At 62.1% G+C, this 5,144-nt stretch carries 5 protein-coding genes; 2 read left to right on the top strand and 3 right to left on the bottom strand.

The genetic code is table 11. From position 1 onward, the window contains the following. The coding region (locus tag EN984_RS22200) for a 2'-deoxycytidine 5'-triphosphate deaminase (RefSeq protein ID WP_206517458.1) at positions 1–257 on the top strand (257 nt) is incomplete at its 5' end. A 99-nt stretch (positions 258–356) separates the two neighbouring features. Then, positions 357–1,130: an ABC transporter substrate-binding protein gene (locus EN984_RS22195; RefSeq protein ID WP_127266706.1), complete on the top strand. Its 774-nt coding sequence runs from the start codon at positions 357–359 to the stop codon at positions 1,128–1,130. 175 nt (positions 1,131–1,305) lie between these two features. On the opposite strand, the gene araD1 is transcribed toward EN984_RS22195, so the two are convergent. From araD1 to EN984_RS22180, 3 genes are all read right to left on the bottom strand, one after another. Further along, the gene (gene araD1, locus EN984_RS22190; protein WP_127266707.1) at positions 1,306–2,298 is read right to left on the bottom strand and encodes an AraD1 family protein; all 993 of its coding nucleotides are present in this window, start codon (positions 2,296–2,298) and stop codon (positions 1,306–1,308) included. Positions 2,299–2,602: 304 nt separating this feature from the next. Beyond that, the gene (gene mmsB, locus EN984_RS22185) at positions 2,603–3,889 is read right to left on the bottom strand and encodes a multiple monosaccharide ABC transporter permease (RefSeq protein ID WP_027038593.1); all 1,287 of its coding nucleotides are present in this window, start codon (positions 3,887–3,889) and stop codon (positions 2,603–2,605) included. Further along, positions 3,886–5,144: sugar ABC transporter ATP-binding protein (locus EN984_RS22180; protein WP_164765575.1), on the bottom strand; the 1,259-nt coding region annotated here is incomplete at its 5' end. The genes EN984_RS22180 and mmsB, both read right to left, overlap by 4 nt.

Below are 5,144 nucleotides of genomic sequence, written 5' to 3'. Positions count from 1 at the left end.
GAGAGTTCCGCGTCCACTATGCCGGCTTCTTCGATCCGGGCTTTGGCCATTCCGCGTCCGGCGGCACCGGCAGCCGGGCGGTGCTGGAAGTGCGCAGCCACGAAGTGCCGTTCATTCTCGACCATGGCCAGATCGTCGGCCGGCTGGTCTACGAACACATGCTGAAGCGGCCGCAGGCCCTCTACGGCACCGATCTCGGCTCCAACTACCAGGCGCAGGGCCTGAAGCTGTCCAAGCATTTCCGCGCCGCGCGCTGACCTCATTGCCCCAAGGCAAAATACTTGCCTGTACCGGCGCGCCATGCTTGGCTGCCTTGCCGCCCGTCAAGATGCCGGCGTTCAAGGGGAACCAAGAAAATGCAGATTTCAAAATGGATCGTATCGGCAGCGGGCGCTGCCATGCTGGTGATGGCTGCCGGCTCTTTGTCGGCGCAGGCAGCTGAAAAAATCAAGATCGGCACGGAGGGCGCCTATCCGCCGTTCAACACCATTACCGCTGACGGCAAGGTCGAAGGCTTCGACATCGACATCGCCAATGCACTATGCGCGCAGATGAAGGTCGAGTGCGAGATCGTCACGCAGGACTGGGACGGCATCATTCCCGCCTTGCAGGCGAAGAAATTCGACGCCATCATCGCCTCGATGAGCATCACCGAGGAGCGCAAGAAGCAGGTCGCCTTCACCAACAAATATTATACGACACCGCTGGCTCTGGTGGCGCCGAAGGACAGCGATCTCACCTCGACCGAACCACCGGCACTGGCCGGCAAGACGGTCGGCGCCCAGGCTTCGACCACGCAGGCCGACTATGCCCAGAATGAGTATGGCAAGGCAGGCGCGGAGGCAAAGCTCTATCCGACCCAGGAAGAGGCGATCACCGACCTGACCAACGGTCGTCTTGACGCCGTGATCTCGGACAAGTTCGTGCTGATGGACTGGCTGAAGAAGGCAAGCGACGGCTGCTGCAAGCTGGTCGGCGACGTCAAGGGCACCGAAACGCAAGCCGGCATTGCCGTGCGCCTGGAAGACACGGCCCTGCGCGACAAGCTCAACGCGGCCATCGATGCGATCGTTGCCGACGGCACCTACAAGAAGATCCAGGCCAAGTATTTCGACTTCGATATTTATTGAGGCTGGGCGCTTCTTCCCTTCTCCCCTTGTGGGAGAAGGTGTCGCCGAAGGCGGCGGATGAGGGGTGTTCCAGGGAACGCAAACGTCTTATTTCGCTGGAACACCCCTCATCCGTCTCGGCGCTAACGCGCCGATCCACCTTCTCCCACAAGGGGAGAAGGAAAAAGGCGCTACCTCAAAGCGCCTTCACAGCCACCTTCACCGGCTTTTCGATCTCCAGCGGATTGCGCAGCGGCAGGCCGAAGTCCCCGGCCTCGATCTCGAACACATCGCCGGCCTCGGTCCTGATGCCGTCGGCGAAAGAGAGCGTGGCCGTGCCGAACATATGCACATGCACGTCGCCCGGCTGGCGGAAGGCCGCGTATTTGAAATGGTGATGTTCGAGATTGGCGATGGTGTGCGACATGTTCGCTTCGCCGGACAGGAACGGCTTTTCCCACAGCACCTCGCTGTCACGCACGATGCGCGAGGTGCCGCGGATATCGGGCGGCAGGTCGCCGATCAGGATTTCCGGACCGAACGAGGCGTTGCGCAGCTTGGAATGGGCGAGGAACAGATAGTTCACGCGCTCGGTGACGTGGTCGGAAAACTCGTTCGACAGCGTGAAGCCGACGCGGAAAGGTGCGCCGTCGTCGCCGATGACATAGATGCCGGCCACCTCGGGCTCTTCGCCGGCGTCCTTGGCAAAGGCCGGTGACAGAAGTGCGGCACCTGGCGCCACCGCCATCGTGCCGTTGCCTTTGTAGAACCATTCCGGCTGCACGCCGATCTGGCCATTCGCCGGCTTGCCGCCCTCCAGCCCCATGCGAAACATCTTCATGGAATCGGTGAGCTGCTCCTCGCCGTCGGCGCTCAGCTTCTTGTGCATGGAATCGCGCGTCGCGGCGGAGCCGAGATGCGTCAGCCCGGTGCCGGTCAGGTGCAGATGCGCCGGATCAGGGTGATTGATCGGCGACAGCAGCCGCCCCTTCTTGTAAGCGGCCTCGAGATCGACCGTCTCGCCAAGCCCCTTGCGTTCGATCAGCGCGACGAGGCCGACGCCGGTGCGGGCGGCCTCCATCGCCAGCGAATAGACGCTGCGGGCGCCATTGATGATCCGGGTCTTGCCGCCATTGCGGGCGACGACGCGGATGGTCTCGGCGTCGTCGAGGATCTGGGAGATCAGCATGATGAATCCTCTCTCATTTGCCTTGGCAGGACTGCCAAAACGGCAGACCTTACTCAGCGCGGCCGGGACCTCGTCCATGCCACGGTTTAAATTCTCAGTTCGGATTGCGCTCGCGGGCCTGGTCCCTCAGGGACTTCTGTTACCGGCGGGTTGCCGGCAGCGCCGCGATCGTATGCCTCCTGCTTGCCTCGCCTAGAGCAGTTCACCGTTTCACGGAAACGGCGAACCGCTCTAACTCATTGTCTTGGCGCAATTCCAGGCGGAAAACCGTTTCACATTTTCCTGGAATTGCTCTTAAGCCCGTTCAAGCCTTGTTCTTGTTGTAGACGTCGAAGATCACGGCACCGAGCAGCACCAGGCCTTTGACCACCTGCTGCCAGTCGACATTGACGCCCATAATCGACATGCCGTTGTTCATCACGCCCATGATGAAGCCGCCGACCACCGCGCCGATGACCTGACCGACGCCGCCCATCGCCGAGGCGCCGCCGATGAAGACGGCGGCGATGACGTCGAGCTCGCTGCCGAGGCCCGCGGCCGGCACCGCCTGTCCCAGTCGCGCCGCGATGATCAGGCCGCCGAGCGCCGACAGCACGCCCATATTGATGAACACCATCAGCGTCAGCCGCTCGGTGTTGATGCCTGAAAGCTGCGCGGCCTTGGAATTGCCGCCCATGGCATAGATACGGCGGCCGATGGTCATGCGCTTGGTGACGAAGACGAACAGCGAGATCAGCACGCCCATGACGAGCAGCACCACCGGCAGGCCCCTGTAGCTGGCGAACTGGTAGACCAGGAACAGCGCCAGCGCGCTGCCGACCAGCGTCTTGACGACGAACAGGGCAAAGGGCTCGGCCTCATAGCCATGGCGTTCGCGCTTGCGGCGCGTCCTCACCCCGAAATAGGCGTAGGCCAGAACAGCGATCAGGCCCAGCACGATCGTCGTCATGTGCAGCGTCAGGCCGCTGCCCATGATGGTCTTGCCGGCCGCGTTCACTGTTGGCGGGATCAGCGTCAGCGGGCCGATGACATCCGGGATGAAGCCGGAGCTGAGCGCCTTGAAGCCATCGGGTAGCGGCCCCACCGAGGATCCGCCGCCCAGCAGGGCCTGGCAGATGCCGCGGAAGATCAGCATGCCGGCCAGCGTGACGATGAAGCTCGGTATTCGGTGATAGGCGATCCAATAGCCTTGCGCCGCACCGATCGCGCCGCCCACGATCAGGCAGATGATCGAAACCACCAGCGGGTTGCTGAACGGACCAAGCGGCCAGATGACCATCATCATCGCCGCCAAGGCGCCGATGAAGCCAGCGACCGAGCCAACGCTTAGATCGATATGGCCGGAGACGATCACCAGCAGCATGCCCAGCGCCATCACGATGATGAACGAGTTCTGCTGCACCAGGTTGCTCAGGTTCACCGGCTTGAACAGCGTTCCGTTCGTGGTGAACTGGAAGAACACCATGATGGCGATCAGCGCCAGGATCAGGCCGTATTCGCGCAGGTTCGTCGTCAGCGCCGAGACGGCAATGCGTGGGCGCTGCTCTTCGGCGACGTTGCCCTGCGGGGCGGGGGCGCTTTCGGTGCTCATGCTGCTTTTCCTTCTCCACGAACGATGGCGCGCATTATTTTTTCCTGGCTTGCTTCCGCGGCGGGCATTTCGCCCACGATGCGCCCTTCGTTCATGACGTAGATGCGGTCGGTGATGCCAAGCAATTCCGGCATTTCCGACGAGATGACGACGATCGCCTTACCCTCAGCCGCGAGACGGGCGATGATCGTATAGATTTCGTACTTGGCGCCGACATCGATGCCGCGCGTCGGCTCGTCGAGGATCAGCACGTCCGGGTCGGCGAACAGCCATTTCGACAACACCACTTTCTGCTGGTTGCCGCCGGAGAGATTGCCGGTCATCTGATAGACGCTGGAAGCGCGGATATTGGTCTTCTTGCGATAGTCGTTGGCAACGGCGAGCTCGCGCATGTCGTCGATCACGCTGTGGCGCGAGACGCCGCCAAGATTGGCCAGCGTGATGTTGTGCTTGATATGGTCGATGAGGTTGAGACCGTAGGTCTTGCGGTCCTCTGTGACGTAGGCGATGCCGTGTTGGACCGCCTTGCTCACCGAGGAAACGTCGACCGGCTTGCCCTTGAGCAGCACCTCGCCGGAGATGCGGCGGCCGTAGGAGCGGCCGAACAGGCTCATGGCGAATTCGGTGCGGCCAGCGCCCATCAGCCCGGCAATGCCCACCACTTCGCCCTTGCGCACGTTGATGTCGATGCCCTTGATCACCTGCCGCTCGGCATGGATCGGGTGATAGACCGACCAGTTCTTCACTTCGAACACGACCTCGCCGATGTCAGGCTCGCGCGGCGGATAGCGGTCGTCGAGTGAGCGGCCGACCATCGAAGTGATGATGCGGTCTTCAGAGATGTCCTTCTTGGCCAGCGTCTCGATGGTGCGCCCGTCACGGATCACCGTCACCTTGTCTGCGACCCGGTTCACCTCGTTGAGCTTGTGCGAGATCAGGATCGAGGTCATGCCCTGCCGCTTGAATTCGAGCAGAAGGTCGAGCAGCGCCTGGCTGTCCTTTTCGCTGAGCGACGCCGTCGGCTCGTCGAGGATCAGGAGCTTGACTTCCTTGCTCAACGCCTTGGCGATCTCGACCAGCTGCTGCTTGCCGACGCCGATATTGGTGATCAGCGTCTTGGGGTCCTCCTTGAGGCCCACCTTCTTCAACAGGGCGCTGGTGCGCGCCTCGTTGGAATTCCAGTCGATGATGCCGTATCTGGCGTGCTCGTTGCCGAGGAAGATGTTTTCGGCGATCGACAGCATCGGCACCAGCG

Origin of the sequence: Mesorhizobium sp. M7A.F.Ca.CA.004.12.1.1 (assembly GCF_003997835.1) — a bacterium.
Taxonomy (GTDB): domain Bacteria; phylum Pseudomonadota; class Alphaproteobacteria; order Rhizobiales; family Rhizobiaceae; genus Mesorhizobium.
The sequence above is the reverse complement of the archived record's forward strand: the minus strand, read 5'-3'. Positions and strand labels throughout refer to the sequence as shown.

What these genes read in the sequence shown, in the direction of transcription:
- EN984_RS22195 (WP_127266706.1), top strand. Translation starts at nt 357, where the DNA reads ATGCAGATTTCAAAATGGATCGTATCGGCAGCGGGCGCTGCCATGCTG.
- araD1 (WP_127266707.1), bottom strand. Translation starts at nt 2,298, where the DNA reads ATGCTGATCTCCCAGATCCTCGACGACGCCGAGACCATCCGCGTCGTC.
- mmsB (WP_027038593.1), bottom strand. Translation starts at nt 3,889, where the DNA reads ATGAGCACCGAAAGCGCCCCCGCCCCGCAGGGCAACGTCGCCGAAGAG.